Genomic DNA, 15,722 nt, shown 5'->3' with positions numbered 1-15,722 from the left:
CAATTCTTTTTTAGATTGAGAAAATTATTGGAGTTTACAAATCAAGTTTATACAATTTACTTGAAGACCAGTATTTTTTTAAGAAAAGGAAGATAAATTATGGAATTGCAGGGTAATAAGAAACTGGCATACAAACTTTCTTTTTTAATTATTTTCATAACCTTAGGCTCCAATATATTTGTTGTCTCGTTTTTAAATTCATTCTATGTACCTATATTAAATGATCCTTTTTACAATGCAGTTAAGGAACACATGAAACAGGATACCCGGCACTTATACTTTTCAGGTTTATTATCGATTCTCAGTTTTAGTGTTCCCAGTTTACTGGTTACACTTTATTCGATTCCTGTAATAAAAGGAATCAAACAGCCGAATGAAAGACTTCTTTTTGAAAAAGCGAAAACTCGAACTGCCAATATCCCTTTCATGCTGAGCTTATTAATCACTACAGGCTGGGGAATCGGTTTTATTCAAGCTTTTCTGGATCACTATATTTCAGGAATACAATTTACTTCCTGGCTTGTTCTTCGATACGTTCTCTTTGTTGGTATTTTTACAAGCCTTTGTTTCTCGATTAGTTATTATCAACTTGATTTTATCAGTCGAAAATATCTTTTTCCGTTCTATTTTCCTGATAATAAAATAAGCGGACAGAAAGGTGTTATTCATCTTTCCATATATAGTAAATTTATAATACTTGTATCTTCCGTTTGCCTTCTTCCTATTTTTATGTTTTTTAATATTTTAGTCAGCAAGGTATCAGAATCTATACTTTCCGAAATCATAGGTTCTATCAGCATTATTATTCTCTTTATCTGCGTTTTAGCCTATTCCATAGGTTTTTTGGTTGCCTATTCTTTTAAAACTCCGCTTACTATAATGAAAGAAGCTGCTTTTCGGATTAAACAGGGAGATTTTGAAGTGCAAATCCCGGTTCGTTCCGTGGATGAAACGGGTATATTAGCTGAATCTATGAATGAAATGGTAGAAGGTTTAAAAGAAAAAGAATATATAAAAGATGTATTTGGAAAAGCTGTAGATTATCGGGTTCGGGATTATCTTTTAAAAGGTAATTTAAACCTCGGAGGACAGATAAGAGAAGCAGCCATCTTATTTACGGATATTCGAGGTTTTACCTCCTTCTCAGAGAAAAGGCAGCCCGAAGAAGTCGTTATGCTTTTAAATCGTTTTTTTGAAAAAATGGATGTCTGTATTACTAAAAATAATGGCATGATAAACAAATTCATAGGAGATGCTATTCTTGCAATATTCAATATTCCTATGGAAATAAATAATTATACCGATGCAGCCTTTACTACAGCAAAAGACATGTTAAAAGAATTGGAGTTTCTGAATACTCAGTTAGAAATAGAAGGTTTGGAATCTATCCAAATCGGTATTGGCATTCACACCGGTGAAGTCTTAGCAGGTAATATAGGTTCCAAAAATAGGATGGAGTATACGGTAATAGGTGATGCCGTAAATTTGGCTTCTCGCCTGGAGGGTATGTCAAAAACATTAGAATCACCTCTCATTATTTCAGAAACTGCTTACGGACAATTACTAAAAAAAGATGGGCTAAAGCATCTGGGTGAAATTACAGTAAAAGGTAGAAAAGAAAGTTTAAATGTATACGGGATATAAAAAGTATCTCTTCAATATTTAAATTTTCTGCTTGATGTTTTTCTCCATAAACCAGATAGAGATTGTACGGGGTTAAATGAAGTAATGGACTATACAAAGATAGGTTTATACAATCTCAAAGAAGTTTCGGGAAAAGAAGTTGAATTAGAAGGCTGGCTACAGGGTAAAAGAGGAAGTAATCATGTACAATTTCTTCAGGTCAGGAATTCAGGGAAAATCATCCAGGTAGTAGTCGAAAAGGAATCCGGAGAGGACTTGTTTGTAAAGTGTAAAAACTTAAAACAGGAAACATCGATTCGTATCCGGGGTAAATTACAGGAATCAGCTAAATCTCCAATCGGTTTTGAGATTTTATTATCTGAGCTTGAAATCATCGGAGAATCAGATAATTATCCCATAACCCCCAAAGAACACGGGGTTGATTTTTTACATACCAACCGTCACCTCTGGCTTCGTTCTAAACGACAACTTGCCATCCTTCAAGTTCGAAATGAACTTTCTTTTGCCATTCGAAAATTTTTTTATGACAATCATTTTGTTCTAATCGATACACCTATCTTAACCGGTTCTATAGGGGAAAGCGCCGGCACTCTTTTTGAGACAAAATACTTTGATTTAGGAAATGCCTATCTTGCTCAGACGGGACAATTATATTTGGAAACTGCAATATTCGCACACAATAATGTATACTGCTTCGGTCCAACTTTTCGAGCAGAAAAAAGTAAAACCAGAAGACATCTCACCGAATTCTGGATGTTAGAAGCAGAAATGGCTTTTACCGGTAACGAAGAAAGTATTGCATTTCAGGACCAATTTGTTCGTACTGTTATTCGTGATACCCTTGAACGTTCAGGACACAATTTACAGGTATTGGAAACTAATATTGATAAACTATTAAGTTATATAGAAAAACCTTTTAAACAAATTTCATACCGTGAAGCCATTGAACTCCTTCAGTCCAAAGGAGAACAAATTTCGTTTGGTGAAGATATAAATGCCGAACGAGAAGCGATTATAACCTCACACTATCAAACAGCTGTTTTTATTAAAAATTATCCGAGAAGCATTAAAGCTTTTTACATGAAACAAAACCCGGATGACTCGGAAACCGTTTTATGTGCAGATTTAATCGCTCCGGACGGAGTAGGTGAAATTATAGGCGGCTCTGAACGGGAAGAAAGTTATGATAAAATTATAGAAAAATTAAAGGATGAAAAATTACCTATAGATTCTTATGACTGGTATTTGGATCTAAGAAAATATGGCTCTGTCCCTCATGCAGGCTTCGGACTGGGACTGGAAAGACTTCTTGCCTGGATCTGCGGATTGCCGCACGTTCGTGAATGTATACCCTACCCAAGAATGATGGAGCGTTTAAATCCTTAGTTCTGGCTAAAAATGATATAAAACAGGCGAGCAAGCGTTTTCTCGCCTACAAAAAAACTTTTCAATCAAACTCTTTCTGTATGAGTAAAACTATAAAAAGCAATCAAAAACCCTGTTGACATTTTAAGAGCCGAAAGAATACTTTTACTGTCTGGCAAAGTGAGGAGATTGTAATGGATAAAAAAAACTTACTTCTTTCGGAAACAAAATTCCTTCCCGAAGAGGAGGAAATATACCTCAATTCTCCCCGACAAGATACTATCAACTTTATAAAAGCTCTCTGGCATGCTTTTACCAATTTATTAGCCAGGGTGCAATCTGTTGATGGAAAATACTATTATACTTATACACTTTTTGAATTATTTTCCGGACGGAATCTCCAAATTGTATCTCTTGTAAACAGGCGGGCCATGCTTAGAATGGCAAAGGGAAATACACCCGGCTATTTAAAACAAGTATTAGATACTGCTCAGAAAGCCTCTGTTGATGAAAAAGGGAATATTTCTGCTCATATTCTGCATACGGCCAGTCTTGCTTTATTAAATGATGATGATTCAACTATAATTGAATTTGTAGATCTGGAAAATAGAGAAGGTCTTCCCGCACACCTTTTACCTTTCATACGTCCTTTTATGAAAACAGCTACCGGACTTGCCATCACCACCGGTAAGCAGGTTCTCGGCATTCTTTGGGGAGTTTCCGCATTTCGCCTGAATCGCGAAGAAAGAAAAGAATTAACCGAAAGATTAAGTTCTGTCCATAAAGCTATTTCAACTATTCTCGAAGTAGAAAACAGTGCAGGCTCCGAACCCCGTGATATAGCCAGAACCATTGAAAACATTGATATTTATTCCCGATACGAAAAAGTATTTTCTATTGATATACCCTATTCCACCTGTCCACCAAGAACCGTTGTTGGATACTCGTATCGCTACGCCTGTAAGTTTCGTACGGATACAAATTTTGTAATACCCACGCGAAAAGGTTTCGCTGTTAGCCTCAAGCGCTATTTGCCGGAAAAGCCTGCGAATAAAAACACCATCCTTTTAATGATACCGGGTTTTTTCTGTAACCGGGGCTTAATGAGCATTCTTGCCCGTGAGATGGCTTTTCGATATCGTTACACTACATTTACTATGGATTTAAGAGGCCGCTCTAAATGCACTATGCCGGAGTCATCACGGGAGGACTGGAATGTCGATGACTATATAATGGAAGACTTTCCGATTACCCTGGACTGGCTTAAAACCCAGTATCCCAATGCTCGTTTTGTAATTATCGGACATAGCATGGGAGGGATGATTCCTCGATTCTATACAGGTTCCTATAAAAAAATATTAGAGCAACAACTTCCGGGACCTTTCCCGGATCCTTTTCAACTAATTAAAGGCGTTATTACCATTACCTCTCCAACCTATGTAAATGTGGAGTCAAGGCTACCGGGTTTTAATTTACTAAAAGGTTTAATTCGCACTCTGGGCAAAAACTTTGTAGCAGAAGCTATCATCAGAACCACCTCGGCTGCACTCTCTACGGCTGTACCTACTATCAGTTTAAATCAACTATTTCAATTTTTACATAGCCTTACCGGGGTGAAAGGTTTAACTTTTACACTCGGAAAAAAACTTCTAACCTTAAGAGACTTCGTAGGCTACAGGCAAATAACTTCTCCGGAATGGTATCTTACCCTCGAAGATATATTTTGTAAAGAATCCTTGATGAGTATAACTCAATTCTTAAAAGCCCAAATTGAAGGTGTGGGATTTTATTCTTTCGATAAAAAAATTAATTATACCGAAGACCAGATTAACTTCTCCTTACCTCTATTTACTATAGTAGGTGAAGAAGATACGATTGCACCTCCTGACACAGTAATAGCCGGGAACGACCTGGTTGTATCTGAAAATAGAAAAATACGAAGCTATCCTCAGGGACATTTAGGAATCATTATTCACCCACCTACTGTTCAGCAAATCGCTACTGATGCTTTAGATTGGATAAAAACCTTATAATTATTGTCAAACAGGAGTTTTTTACCGATATTATATAATATGAAACGAAAAAATCTGGTATTAGATGAAGAACTTTTAGAAAAAGCTTTACAACTATCTTCTCATAAAACTTATTCAGCAACAGTGAATGAAGCACTGGAAGAATTTATTCGAGTTCACTCTCTGGATGGAATTATAGAATTTCAGGGTAGTGGCATCTGGGAAGGAAACCTGTCTTCTATGAGAAAAGATTCCAAGAAAAAAATAGGGAAAGATAAAGGAAAGAAAAAGAAATAATGGTTATACTTGATACTTCTATCTGGATCGAATTTTTTCGTTTTGACACAAGGCTCGATCTTAAGACGATAGTCAACCTTGAAGATATCCACATCTGTCCTCCTATCTATATGGAAGTTTTACAGGGTATACGGGATGAAAAAGCTTTCCAAAAAGTGAAGACCTACTTCAAACAATTTAAAATGGTTGAGTCACCTTTGAGTGAGGAACTTATAGAGGAAGCAATCCACATTTTTAGACTATGTAAAAGAAGCGGTTTACCGGTAAGAAACTCTGTTGATTGTATCATTTCTGCCTGTGCCAAAAAACATAACCTGAGTATTTTACATATAGATAGAGATTATAAGTATATATCACAAATTTTTCCAATAAAAGAGAAGTCAATCAAGTAAAACCATGAGACTACAAAAACAAATCGATCTGCAAACCAGGATTTTTGAATTGGATTGGAATAGGCATATCACAAGCCGAACCTATGAAAATTTTAGTTTAGAGAGTCGATATAAAATTTTAGCAGACCTTGCTTATCCGGTGGAGAAATGTATTGAAGAAAACATACAATTAATTCCCTTATTCACCGAAGTTCGTTTTTTGGACCAGCAGTTTTCAGAAGTTACTTTAAAAGTAAATACAGATGCAGAGTTTTATTCCGGTGGTAAAATTTTCTGGAATCACGAAATAATCGGAAACAGCGATAAACTCTGCTGTACCTTAAAGCATAAGGACAAGCTCGTCAATAGTTCGGGGAATCCAATTTCTTTAGAAAAGTCTAATTTAGAAGATAATGAACAACAATTTGAAAACAAGATCCATCTTTTTTCCGGTACTTCTTCGCGTTTAGAACATACCTTCCATTTAAAGTTCAGTGATATGAATTTCTTCTGGACTTACCCTCCTTCAGCTATCTGGAAAGTTTTTGAAGAAGGACGTTTTTTATTTTTTAATGAAGTAATAGGCATATCGAATATTCAATCTCTCGGAACTACTACCTTTTTCATGGGAGGACAAATTCAGTATTTTAAAATACCTGAACCCGGTTCTCTGATTAAACTTTTTTCCTGGATTGAACTCGTCGATAAAATTCGATTCTATTTTCGTCAAGATGTTGAAGATACGGAAGGTAATCTCCTTTTATCTATGAGAGATGAACAATTATTTGTTTCCTTATCCCGATCCCGACCGGTTCGTGCTCCGGAAAAATTTCTTGAATTAATTGATACTTATATAGAAAACAAGTAAATATTAAAATCAGGGGCTATCTATGGCTCACAGAGAGTTTAAATTTTTGAAAAATATAGTTTCGAGAAAAAAAAGCTTGTACAATTCCTGATTGCAAATACATTTATCCAAAGAAGTAAGCGAACCACCGATGGCTCGCCTACTATAAGACATAATATAAAAAATCTTTTTCTAATTTTATTGCAAAAAATAGCTTAGATATTGACATTATTAGAAAGGGGTTTTATACTAAACTCGTATCCATGATAGAAAAAAAGTTTAACGAAAAAGTAGATATTATTTCCAAATATCTCATGATTCTCAATAAAACAGAAACCATCCGGAAAAGCGGACAGGTGGTGGAAGTTGTGGGAAACGTCATTTATTCAGAAGGACCACCGGATTCAAGGGTAGGTGAAATCATGGATGTAGAGAAATCCGAAGGTAGAGGCTATTTGCAGTGTCAGGTAGTAGGCTTCAAGGCCCATCGCTATGCCTTAATGCCCTTAGGTGACCTCGATGGAATTTTTCCGAGTGCCTTCGTTTTTTCTTCCGGCAGGAAGTTACTTCTCCCTGTAGGAAACCAGCTTTTAGGAAGAGTTCTGGATGGAAATGGCAAACCTATCGATGGTAAGGGTTTAATTCTCAGTGAAACGGAAGTTCTTCCAGATAATGAACCCCCTAACCCCCTGGATAGACCGGTTATCAAGGAAAAGGTTATCACGGGAGTACGAGCCATTGATGGACTCTTAACAGTAGGTAGGGGACAAAGACTCGGTATTTTTTCCGGTTCCGGTGTGGGTAAGTCAACTCTCCTGGGTATGATTGCCCGTTACACAAACGCAGATGTTAACGTGATAGCCCTCGTTGGAGAAAGGGGTCGGGAAGTAAACGAATTCCTGGAGAACGAGCTGGGGCTTGAGTCCATGGTAAAAACCGTTGTTTTTGTGGCCACTTCCGATTCCTCTAAAATGCAACAGATAAACTGTGCCATGCTTGCCACCAGTGCAGCTGAGTATTTTCGAGAAAAAGGTCTGCATGTAAACCTTATGATGGACTCACTCACCCGTTTTGCACAGGCAGCCAGGGAAATAGCAGTTTCTTTTGGTGAACCGGCCATCACCAGAGGTTATTCAGCCAGTGTCTTCACCAAGCTTTCCCGTTTAATTGAACGTTCCGGAACCTCTAAAAACGGAGGGAGCATTACCGGGTTTTATACAGTGCTGACCGAACCGGATGAAATGAATGACCCGATAGCCGATGCGGTCAGAGGGTTTATTGATGGACATATCGTTCTTTCCAGGGTTCTGGCAGAAAAAAACCATTATCCGGCTGTCGATGTTCCGGGTTCTATTTCGAGGGTAATGCCTAAAATCGTCTCGGAAGAACAGAATATGTATGCAGGCTTTATTCGAGAATTAATTTCTACCTACAAGTCCGCCGAGGATCTCATTCGACTCAATGCCTATGTCAAAGGCTCTGATTCCAAAGTGGATATGGCAATCGATAAAAAAGAATTGATTGATAATTTTCTAAAACAACATCTTGATGAGAAATCTTCTTTTGGAAAAACCCTGGCCAGTTTAAAAGATATTTTCCAGAGCAATATTGAAACCGAAGAGTACTATTAATACTGTATATGAAGAAATTTAAATTTCACCTGGAATCAGTCCTAAAACTACGAGAAACCCGTGTAGAGAAAGAATTATCAGAACTCGCACAGGTAGTCGGGAAAATTAATAAACTCCAGAATGAAATTGATTCGAATAATAATAACATTAATCGTGAAATTCGAACCTATGAATCAAAAGTAGTGACCGGAGAAAATCTCAGATATTTTCGAATGTTTGGAAACTATATCAAGGGCCTGTATTTAAAAAATGACGAATTAAAACGATATATAGAAGAAGAGCAGGATCATCTACAGGAAGCCAGATCAAGGGTAGTAGAAGCCAAAAAAGATAAAGAAGTCATCGAAACTATCAAAAAGAAAAGAGAAGAAGAATTTCTCGACAGACTTCGAAAGCTCGAACGATATGAAGAAGAAGAAATTAATGGATTTATTCAAAAGTCACATGTTAAGGAAATTGAAGATGGTAAAGAAAAGCGCACTGGTTCAATCGATTCTTTCCTCGAAGAGGAAGATGAGGTGGAACTTCTCTCAGAAAACAAAAAAACCAACTATGACATCCTCCAGGACTTCATCAAATCAAGTCAACGAAAACGCAGGTAAGCCGGAAGACTATTCCATTCTACCGGCCTGGGGAGAAAAAGAGATATCAGAACTCAAATTGAACCATTGCTTAATTAATTTAAGCCATAAGGTGAACGATTTACAGGAAATTATTTATAGGTTAAACAAAACGATTCAAAACCCTCCTTTTGAGAAAAGAGTGAGAGTAAAGGAAGCCGGTTGATATGACAGAAAAGTCCAGAATATTTTATTTGGTTCTCCTCATCTTCTTCTTACTTGTGATTGGTTTTTTCTTATTTGATTATTACCAGTTTATTGAAGCTGATGAGATTTTCCCCATCCTGGCAAAAAAGCCTGCCGTGGTTCAGTGGGATAAAGAATCTCCAACTGAAATGGAAAAAATCGAATTCCAGAAGAAGGAAGAAAAGCTCAAAGAGGAGAGAGAAGAACTCGAACTTATTCGTAAAGAACTGGATCAGGAAAAAGGTAAACTAAAAGCCCAGAGAGAAGAGCTGGAACAGTTAAAAAATAATATTCGAGTAAAAGAAAAACGACTGAAAGAGCAGGAAAAAGAATCCGAAACCCGTGAAGAACAGATTAGAATTATCGCTCAAAAAGTTTCCAGTATGCCTCCCGCAAAAGCTGTAGAAATGCTGGTAAACTGGCCGGATACCGATATTATTGAAGTTTTTAAACAGATGGATAAAAACGCTGAAGAAGAAGGAAGGCAAACCATTACGACCTACCTTCTCACTTTGTTTGAACCGGCAAGGCGTTCTGTTTTAGCCAATAAGTGGCTGGATAGTGATGCGAATAAGGTCCCCATTATTATCCCGGATAATTATAACTCTGAATAAGCCGCCACCGACAGTAAGCAGCAAATTACAGTCTTTCTGGAAAGCAAGCGAACCACCAACACCAATGGTTCGCTTACAAACTTCATCTTTTTACTGGCTTCAATTTATATTTTAATAGCTTAAGCTTGTCTTCATGAAATTTCCGTGCTTCTTAGCAGAATCATTTCCATATTGTTCGTTATAGAAATATATTTTACTGAAAAGCCTCTCGAAATATCTCAGGTGTTTTAAGTAAGCATCTCTTTTGAATTTATTACGGGTAGGACTGGTCTGGCTATTTTCAATGCTGGAAACTTTATACTGTCCAAGACCTTTATTTTGAGGAGTTTCTACAGTTCCGTGTGGAGGGTTATCGTCGTTTTGTAGAAAAACCGTAATCTGGTCATCATGATTAGGACCTGAAACAGGTGCATTGTCTACAATTTCTACAAGTTTTTTATCTAATTTTTCAAAATTGTCTACCTTGATCTTACTTTTTATTTTAGTCACAGTTCTGGGTTGCTCTGCTTTAGGATCATCTCCCCCTGCACTTCCATCATAAAAAATAGAAATTGCTTTACTGCGAATTCCTTTAGCAGGACCAAATTCAACATCCACGAAATCAAAATATTCTAAGACCACACAGTTGTTGGATTTATCTTCCTGGTTTTCTTCATTTTTCTTGCAGGAATCACCTTCGGCCTTACCTTTATAGATCATAACATTGCGGGGTAATACACGCAATTTCATAACCATAACTTTTGAGTGTTGTTGAAAGCTCTTATTTATGTCCAGGAGCAGCTCGTTCAGGATTTTTTCAGATTCTATCACATTTGCATTCTTTCCAGCAGAAGCCGTGGCCCCACCGGTATTGGTTTGCACCTCTCCCGGACCTTCCGACTCAGCCCAAAGAAAACCTGTGAATAAGAGTAAGCATATCAAAAGAATCTTTTTCATAGTCAATCTTCCATTTGAAATTAGTTTTGTTATTTAAATGATCGTAATCTGGAAAGTATAAGTCTACTCTTTAAAAGAGAAAAATGAAGTTCAGGGCTTTTTTTTTAATACAAAACAAATATTTAGCCGATTCTTAGTTCTTCACATCTGCATTCCCCACAACACAAATAAAAAGAACTGGATAGTTTTTGCTGTTTTATAAATTTTGCAGTAGAACGTTTTGGAGGGAGTCTATGCAGAATAATAAATTGAAAGGTCTGGGAATTAATCTCGTTTTAAAACACAAAAACAAAGAAAGCGTGGATACCTATATTCATTCCCTTCTAAATTTGAGAATGGAATGGGTTCGGCTCGAATTTAATTTTTTCGAGGAAGAAGAGCAGGAACTCATAGATTATCTCATAGAAAGCCTTCAGAAAAATGAAATCAAAATACTCGGACTCCTGACAGGACTCGTTCCCGGAAACTTTGTGAATAGTATAGCACCCTCTCTTAATTTCCCGGATCCTATAACAAAATTAGAAGAATTTAAGATTTTTTGCAAAAAAAACGTGCAGCGCTATAAACGATTTATCTCACACTGGGAAGTCTGGAACGAACAAAACACGATTCGATTCTGGATACGAAAACCCGAACCCGAAGAATACATGCAACTTCTCAAAACTGCTGTTGTAGAAATTAAAAGAGAACAACCCGAAGCCTTTATTGTAATGGGAGCTATTATGGGAGATGACATAAATCGCTTTGCGCCCTTTCAATACATGGGTTTTTTAGAAAAATGTAGAGAATTGAATATTGATACCTATGTGGATGCCTATAATTTCCATCCCTACATCCCTTCCTGTTATGTTTCACGGAAATCCTACAGAGAATATTTCCCCGAAATTAAAGAAGCGATTGAAAGATTTTTACAAAAATATGAAACGAACAAACCGGTCTGGATTACTGAATTTGGTATTTGTCCCCGCTGGGTTCTGGTGAAAGAATCTGAAATTGCCGGGATTTATCGCAAGCTGTATGAATACTGTCGCAATCGGGATATTCCCTTTTTTCTCTGGGTTCTTAATGATTTTCCCAAAACGAAAGATTACTCCAGTGTCAACCCGGAACTCTATTTCGGTCTTTTAGATGTGGAGCTAAAACCCAAAGAATTATTTAAAAGTTTCGTAGTAGAATGCCAGAATTTACACTGAGCCGCAGGAGAGAATTCTGTATTTGACTCCTAAAAATCGGGCTGTCGCTTCATGCCTGGCCAGGAATTGTTTTTTTAACTTTGGAGTGATGATAAAAGAAGAAAAAGGAAGTCCGAAACGATAGATTACCCTATCTAATAAAATCGTATTTCCTTTAAACTCTCGAAAATGGTGTTCATGCCGAAAAAAACGAAAAGGTCCCTGTTCCTGTTCATCAACAAACAACTGGTTTTTCTTATAGACCGTATGTCGGGCTATCCATTTTACTTTAATTCCAAAAAATAGCTCTACATTTAATACCGCATAACTTCCTTCTAAGATAGAACTGGGCTTCTGCATAACTTCTACATCCGGATCCAGACCTACCAGTGTATCAAAACCGACCGGATTTTCATGAAACCCAAATAGCTTCTCAACTCCGCACTCAAAAATAGATTTACACTCAAATACCTTATACATATATGATTCTATAGTTTTTAAAACTATACACCGGATTTTATTTATGATGCAAAGTATAAAAAAAGTTTTCAGAAGAGAAAAAATACTCCCGGCAACAGAAGCCCTAAAGTGCAGTCCCAAAGCCATCGAGAAAATCACCGAACAGGTGAAATCCAGGCCTTCAGGTATCTCTTCCACTTTTCAAATTAAGATTAACTATAAACCCACAGAAGTCAGTTTTGAAGTAGGTTTTGTAGAACAGGAAAAAGAGCTTCAAACCAGGCATACTTATCCGGTTCCCATACAAATGAATGAAAAAGATGAGACTTATCTTCTCGGTTCTAAGCTGGAATATAAGGAAGAAGAAAATAACTTCTACATTTATCCGGATATAGAAATTTTTGCAGAGCCTACGCCTAAAAAAGAAATCATGCGTTATAGTATTAATAGATCAGTAGTATCAAATTTATCTTCTCTTCCTGAGTTTTCTATTGATAGAGAAAGTTTTAAGAAAGAAAAAGAGGCCTATCCTTACCTCCTCCGCTTATTATTTAAAGAATCGGATCTAAACTCTATCTATATATTAAAAAACTGGATACAGGTTGAGTCCATGAATTTCTATCATAAATATAAAGAAACGGAAGAAAAATATGCTGATATTATTCTTGCATACTTTTCTTCCTGTGCCTACCCTCTTATTATACATCCTGATTCCGTTCAAACCGAATATTACCCTTAAGATAGATTCGGTCTTCCGATTAAAACGGTAGCTCTTCCCTTCATCGGAAGGGAAGCTTCTTCTAAACCCATCCCTAAATCAAGGGTATGTTGTTTTAAGAATTTTATCCAGGTCTTATAAGACATGCCATTATCAGAACAACAGGGAACAATGGCAAAAGGAATGTTGTGCATGGCAGCGTAGTCAATAATAAGCTTTGTAGCCCCGTCAGGGTGCATACCGACAACTAAATCTGCCCTGCATTCTTCTTCAAGCGTAAACTCCTTCACCTCAAACTTAACCGGAAGATGTTTATGCCGTTTATCAAAGGTCAGGACATCACAACCCAATTTACTCAGTTCTTCGTTTAACTTTCCCATTCCACCTGCCACATCATAAATGCGACAGGTTCCAAATTTTTTATGGATGAATCCGGCAAAGTATTCAAATCTACGAAGATCCGCCATATTTATTGCCGCTTACAATTCCAGGGAGAAGTTCTCCATTTTTTATCTTTTCTATACTTCCACCTGCCTTTTATCTCCGCATCCCGTGATTGCAACTTAAAGTAGAAGGTTCCAGATGAATCGGATTGGCTCCAGTTTCCATTCAAAATTCCGTTTCTTTCAAACCCGTTAATCTTTCCATCTTTATAGGAATAAGAACCCGTGTATGTATTCTGACTTAATTTTTGAATATTCATAACTCCATATGAACCACAATCCCAGGTTCCCATAAAACCGGAAGCTTCTTTACCTCCATTATCAGGTGAAGGAGGTTCGGGTGGACCGGGAGTTACATCCGGCACATTCGGTGGTTCCGGTACATCCGGAATATTTTCCGAACCACCCCCGGCTTTTACACGAAAGATTTCAAAACTACTTTCATCCGGTGAAAGTGCAAAGCCTGCATCTCCATTCGGAAAGCGGAACATTCTTCCCATAGCTGCTGAATCTACACTGATATCCAGTTTTGTCTGTCCGGAAATTTTCCCGGAGGAATCTGTATAAGCAAGATAAATTGGACTTTCCTTATCGTATTCGGATTCGTAAAAGCCAATAAGCCCACCCCCTTGAAACGGAACAATACCAAATCCTTCCAGCCTCTTCGATCCATCTTTGTATACCCAATTCTGAAACTGAACCTGTCCATTTTTATCAGAACCTACAAGAAGGATATCTTTATTAGAATCGTATTTATTTGGAAGAGTCGGCATAGTGCTTATCAGGGTAAATACTCTCCCTCCAATTTCAGCCATTCCTTCCGGTGTCCCGGCACCGGTTGATAAATTATTTTTAGATGTAACTTCTTTCGTTCTCTGGTTCTCCGGAGGCCAGATAATAGGATTATCATAAGCCCTTTGTTTTGACCGATTGATAAACTGGATCCCAAAAGGATAGGAATCACCGGAAGTTACGGTAAGGAACTCTCCGGAAGATGTGGCTAACATACTATGTGCACTACTATGACTTGCATCCCAGCTCCAATCTACACTCTTATCTACCTGACCGTTTGGATTTAAAAGCATATAACGATCACCGCAGTGAATCCCGGTGCTTCCTCCAAACTGTTTACAGATTTCCAAAAACAATGCAATTTTAGAACCATTGAATGCTATAGGATGATAAAAGGGATAAGTTTTATAAAGTCCCTCATCATTTTTCTTTTGGAAGTTATTTCCTCCTAAAAGGAAAGTTTTAAAAACTTGCTTTCCATCTTTTCTAAACTTAATCAGGTAAGCCGGGTTAGAATAGCTATAGTAGTTCATTTTCTCATGATCAGGAATCACGAGAGCGAGAACCGTATAATCCGGTAAAGCTAAGATACCCTGTAAAATATAAGACTTCAGGATAATATCTATTCCGGAACGTTTTAAAGTATTATCCAAAAAACTTATATGTACTGTATTATCTTCCATCCAGCCCATACTCAGGCTACCATCCGGAAAAGGAGAAATCAAAGGAAAACGCACCCCGATACTTCCTTTTAAAGAAATTCGATGTGGAGATACGGAAATTGTTTCTGATTCAAGTTTATATTCCCCTGCTCTTAGAGGAATATAAGTAATCATGATAATTCCCAATATAAGAAAAAACCATTTTTTGTACATAATCTTATCCTAATCTATTAACTTACAGAAGGATTCATGGAATAGGTTCCTATCCATTCTGCCTTATCGAGGATATGACCCTCCATTGCCTTCCTTGCATCTTCTCCACTAAAAACTCCGGACAAACCAAGTCTTTCTACATCCAGAGCATATATGGTGAAATGATAATGATAGAGAATCGAATCATTCCAGGGAGGACAGGGCCCGTCATAGCCACAGTAGTCTCCACCCATAGAAGTATCGCCTGCAAACCATTCTGTATAACTATTTTTACCGCGAACACCATAAGGAGTTTTTCCTGCCGGCTTACCTTTTGCTGTTACTTCTTTTGAATCGGCCCCCTCCGGTATGGATGTGACCGAAACAGGAATGTCAATCAGCACCCAGTGAAAAAAATCTACTCTCGGAAGCTCAGCCGGAACCAGCTTCCCTTCCTGGTTCACATCGTCTCCCCTGGAAGGTACATCCGGATCATGACAGATAAGTGCAAAAGATTTTGTTCCGGTGGGGAAGTCTTTCCAACTAAGTTCCGGATTCAGGTTATTACTCAGTTTGGCATGTTCCTTTGCATCGGGTATAGCGAAAGCATACTTTCCCGGTATTTTAGTTCCATTTTTAAAAGCTGATGTTTCTATTTTCATAAATCCTCCATCTTAAAAAAATGCAGTTAGATTAAATTGTAAAGAAAGTTTTTTATAAAAAGTTTTATTCGAGATCTGACAAAATTCTCTTGCTAAAAA

The 15,722-nt window shown here is 37.3% G+C and carries 17 protein-coding genes; 12 read left to right on the top strand and 5 right to left on the bottom strand.

What is annotated here, in order from left to right:
- Nucleotides 1-99: 99 nt before the first annotated feature.
- From H7A25_07345 to H7A25_07300, 10 genes are all read left to right on the top strand, one after another.
- A complete protein-coding gene (locus tag H7A25_07345; GenBank protein MCP5499699.1) occupies nucleotides 100-1,644 on the top strand; it encodes an adenylate/guanylate cyclase domain-containing protein in 1,545 nt (514 codons plus the stop codon).
- Nucleotides 1,645-1,728: 84 nt separating this feature from the next.
- Nucleotides 1,729-3,030 carry an asparagine--tRNA ligase gene (gene asnS, locus H7A25_07340; GenBank protein ID MCP5499698.1) on the top strand — a complete coding sequence of 434 codons (1,302 nt, stop codon included), beginning with the start codon at nucleotides 1,729-1,731 and terminating at the stop codon, nucleotides 3,028-3,030.
- Between the two features lie 173 nt (nucleotides 3,031-3,203).
- Nucleotides 3,204-5,042, top strand: coding sequence for an alpha/beta fold hydrolase (locus H7A25_07335; GenBank protein ID MCP5499697.1), 1,839 nt, complete (start codon nucleotides 3,204-3,206; stop codon nucleotides 5,040-5,042).
- Nucleotides 5,043-5,081: 39 nt separating this feature from the next.
- Nucleotides 5,082-5,318 (top strand): type II toxin-antitoxin system VapB family antitoxin, encoded by a 237-nt coding sequence (locus H7A25_07330; protein ID MCP5499696.1) that lies wholly within the window; start codon nucleotides 5,082-5,084, stop codon nucleotides 5,316-5,318.
- Complete coding sequence (locus tag H7A25_07325; protein ID MCP5499695.1) at nucleotides 5,318-5,710, top strand: PIN domain-containing protein; 393 nt, start codon at nucleotides 5,318-5,320, stop codon at nucleotides 5,708-5,710. The genes H7A25_07330 and H7A25_07325 overlap by 1 nt, the downstream gene beginning before the upstream one ends.
- 4 nt (nucleotides 5,711-5,714) lie before the next feature.
- A complete protein-coding gene (locus H7A25_07320; GenBank protein MCP5499694.1) occupies nucleotides 5,715-6,557 on the top strand; it encodes an acyl-[acyl-carrier-protein] thioesterase in 843 nt (280 codons plus the stop codon).
- A gap of 242 nt (nucleotides 6,558-6,799) precedes the next feature.
- Nucleotides 6,800-8,167, top strand: coding sequence for a FliI/YscN family ATPase (locus H7A25_07315; protein MCP5499693.1), 1,368 nt, complete (start codon nucleotides 6,800-6,802; stop codon nucleotides 8,165-8,167).
- A gap of 8 nt (nucleotides 8,168-8,175) precedes the next feature.
- Complete coding sequence (locus H7A25_07310; GenBank protein MCP5499692.1) at nucleotides 8,176-8,769, top strand: hypothetical protein; 594 nt, start codon at nucleotides 8,176-8,178, stop codon at nucleotides 8,767-8,769.
- The gene (locus H7A25_07305) at nucleotides 8,720-8,953 is read left to right on the top strand and encodes a hypothetical protein (GenBank protein ID MCP5499691.1); all 234 of its coding nucleotides are present in this window, start codon (nucleotides 8,720-8,722) and stop codon (nucleotides 8,951-8,953) included. Before H7A25_07310 ends, H7A25_07305 begins: the two co-directional genes overlap by 50 nt.
- Before the next feature lies 1 nt (nucleotide 8,954).
- A complete protein-coding gene (locus H7A25_07300; GenBank protein MCP5499690.1) occupies nucleotides 8,955-9,587 on the top strand; it encodes a flagellar protein FlbB in 633 nt (210 codons plus the stop codon).
- A gap of 111 nt (nucleotides 9,588-9,698) precedes the next feature.
- Here the strand turns inward: H7A25_07300 and H7A25_07295 are convergent, their stop codons facing one another.
- The gene (locus H7A25_07295; protein ID MCP5499689.1) at nucleotides 9,699-10,523 is read right to left on the bottom strand and encodes a hypothetical protein; all 825 of its coding nucleotides are present in this window, start codon (nucleotides 10,521-10,523) and stop codon (nucleotides 9,699-9,701) included.
- Nucleotides 10,524-10,756: 233 nt separating this feature from the next.
- Here H7A25_07295 and H7A25_07290 point away from each other — a divergent pair, with 233 nt between their 5' ends.
- On the top strand, nucleotides 10,757-11,716 hold the full coding sequence (locus tag H7A25_07290) for a cellulase family glycosylhydrolase (protein MCP5499688.1): 960 nt from the start codon (nucleotides 10,757-10,759) through the stop codon (nucleotides 11,714-11,716).
- Here the strand turns inward: H7A25_07290 and H7A25_07285 are convergent.
- Nucleotides 11,708-12,175, bottom strand: coding sequence for a hypothetical protein (locus H7A25_07285; GenBank protein MCP5499687.1), 468 nt, complete (start codon nucleotides 12,173-12,175; stop codon nucleotides 11,708-11,710). The two genes, H7A25_07290 and H7A25_07285, sit on opposite strands and share 9 nt — an antisense overlap.
- 43 nt (nucleotides 12,176-12,218) lie before the next feature.
- Here H7A25_07285 and H7A25_07280 point away from each other — a divergent pair, with 43 nt between their 5' ends.
- Entirely contained in the window at nucleotides 12,219-12,893 is a 675-nt protein-coding gene (locus tag H7A25_07280) for a NifU N-terminal domain-containing protein (protein ID MCP5499686.1), read from the top strand.
- Here the strand turns inward: H7A25_07280 and H7A25_07275 are convergent.
- From H7A25_07275 to H7A25_07265, 3 genes are read right to left on the bottom strand one after another with little or no spacing between them, the layout of a single operon-like run.
- Entirely contained in the window at nucleotides 12,890-13,339 is a 450-nt protein-coding gene (locus H7A25_07275; protein ID MCP5499685.1) for a hypothetical protein, read from the bottom strand. The two genes, H7A25_07280 and H7A25_07275, sit on opposite strands and share 4 nt — an antisense overlap.
- 2 nt (nucleotides 13,340-13,341) lie before the next feature.
- Nucleotides 13,342-14,982 carry a hypothetical protein gene (locus H7A25_07270; GenBank protein ID MCP5499684.1) on the bottom strand — a complete coding sequence of 547 codons (1,641 nt, stop codon included), beginning with the start codon at nucleotides 14,980-14,982 and terminating at the stop codon, nucleotides 13,342-13,344.
- 17 nt (nucleotides 14,983-14,999) lie between these two features.
- Nucleotides 15,000-15,623 (bottom strand): YbhB/YbcL family Raf kinase inhibitor-like protein, encoded by a 624-nt coding sequence (locus H7A25_07265; GenBank protein MCP5499683.1) that lies wholly within the window; start codon nucleotides 15,621-15,623, stop codon nucleotides 15,000-15,002.
- Between the last annotated feature and the right edge of the window lie 99 nt (nucleotides 15,624-15,722).

It is taken from the genome of Leptospiraceae bacterium (assembly GCA_024233835.1).
Classification (GTDB): Bacteria; Spirochaetota; Leptospiria; order Leptospirales; family Leptospiraceae; genus JACKPC01.
This window is presented reverse-complemented; position numbering and strand designations above follow the sequence as displayed.

Coding starts and splice junctions, on each gene's coding strand:
- H7A25_07295 (MCP5499689.1), bottom strand. CDS start 10,523: ATGAAAAAGATTCTTTTGATATGCTTACTCTTATTCACAGGTTTTCTT.
- H7A25_07300 (MCP5499690.1), top strand. CDS start 8,955: ATGACAGAAAAGTCCAGAATATTTTATTTGGTTCTCCTCATCTTCTTC.
- asnS (MCP5499698.1), top strand. CDS start 1,729: ATGGACTATACAAAGATAGGTTTATACAATCTCAAAGAAGTTTCGGGA.
- H7A25_07330 (MCP5499696.1), top strand. CDS start 5,082: ATGAAACGAAAAAATCTGGTATTAGATGAAGAACTTTTAGAAAAAGCT.
- H7A25_07285 (MCP5499687.1), bottom strand. CDS start 12,175: ATGTATAAGGTATTTGAGTGTAAATCTATTTTTGAGTGCGGAGTTGAG.
- H7A25_07335 (MCP5499697.1), top strand. CDS start 3,204: ATGGATAAAAAAAACTTACTTCTTTCGGAAACAAAATTCCTTCCCGAA.
- H7A25_07305 (MCP5499691.1), top strand. CDS start 8,720: ATGACATCCTCCAGGACTTCATCAAATCAAGTCAACGAAAACGCAGGT.
- H7A25_07280 (MCP5499686.1), top strand. CDS start 12,219: ATGATGCAAAGTATAAAAAAAGTTTTCAGAAGAGAAAAAATACTCCCG.
- H7A25_07320 (MCP5499694.1), top strand. CDS start 5,715: ATGAGACTACAAAAACAAATCGATCTGCAAACCAGGATTTTTGAATTG.
- H7A25_07315 (MCP5499693.1), top strand. CDS start 6,800: ATGATAGAAAAAAAGTTTAACGAAAAAGTAGATATTATTTCCAAATAT.
- H7A25_07290 (MCP5499688.1), top strand. CDS start 10,757: ATGCAGAATAATAAATTGAAAGGTCTGGGAATTAATCTCGTTTTAAAA.
- H7A25_07325 (MCP5499695.1), top strand. CDS start 5,318: ATGGTTATACTTGATACTTCTATCTGGATCGAATTTTTTCGTTTTGAC.
- H7A25_07270 (MCP5499684.1), bottom strand. CDS start 14,982: ATGTACAAAAAATGGTTTTTTCTTATATTGGGAATTATCATGATTACT.
- H7A25_07345 (MCP5499699.1), top strand. CDS start 100: ATGGAATTGCAGGGTAATAAGAAACTGGCATACAAACTTTCTTTTTTA.
- H7A25_07310 (MCP5499692.1), top strand. CDS start 8,176: ATGAAGAAATTTAAATTTCACCTGGAATCAGTCCTAAAACTACGAGAA.
- H7A25_07275 (MCP5499685.1), bottom strand. CDS start 13,339: ATGGCGGATCTTCGTAGATTTGAATACTTTGCCGGATTCATCCATAAA.
- H7A25_07265 (MCP5499683.1), bottom strand. CDS start 15,623: ATGAAAATAGAAACATCAGCTTTTAAAAATGGAACTAAAATACCGGGA.